Source organism: Sphingomonas sp. OTU376, from assembly GCF_038440415.1.
Classification (GTDB): domain Bacteria; phylum Pseudomonadota; class Alphaproteobacteria; order Sphingomonadales; family Sphingomonadaceae; genus Sphingomonas; species Sphingomonas kyeonggiensis_A.
The window spans coordinates 1-265 of sequence record NZ_JASATQ010000135.1; the positions used below are offsets into that span (position 1 = coordinate 1).

The 265-nt window shown below is 73.6% G+C and carries 1 protein-coding gene; it reads left to right on the plus strand.

Going from position 1 to position 265, the window contains the following annotated elements:
• The coding region (locus tag AAHM44_RS24800) for an autotransporter domain-containing protein (protein WP_342251656.1) at nucleotides 1-265 on the plus strand (265 nt) is incomplete at both ends.

Below are 265 nucleotides of genomic sequence, written 5' to 3' on the forward strand. Positions count from 1 at the left end.
CCTCGGCGGCGGCACCAGCCTGGCCACCGGCGACATCAGCTCGAAGGGCTATTCGTTCGGCCTCACCGGCGGCGTCCGCACCGAGCTCGGCAACGGCCTGCGCCTCGCCCTGATCGGCAGCGCGAGCAAGGTCCATGACGAGCGCGACGGCTTCAACGAGAGCGCCGCGGGCGGCCTCGGCCTCCAGGTCGCCTCGGCCAGCCGTGACCTGTTCACGGCCTCGGGCGAGCTCCGTCTCGGCGCCAAGGTCAAGACCGGCGCCGGC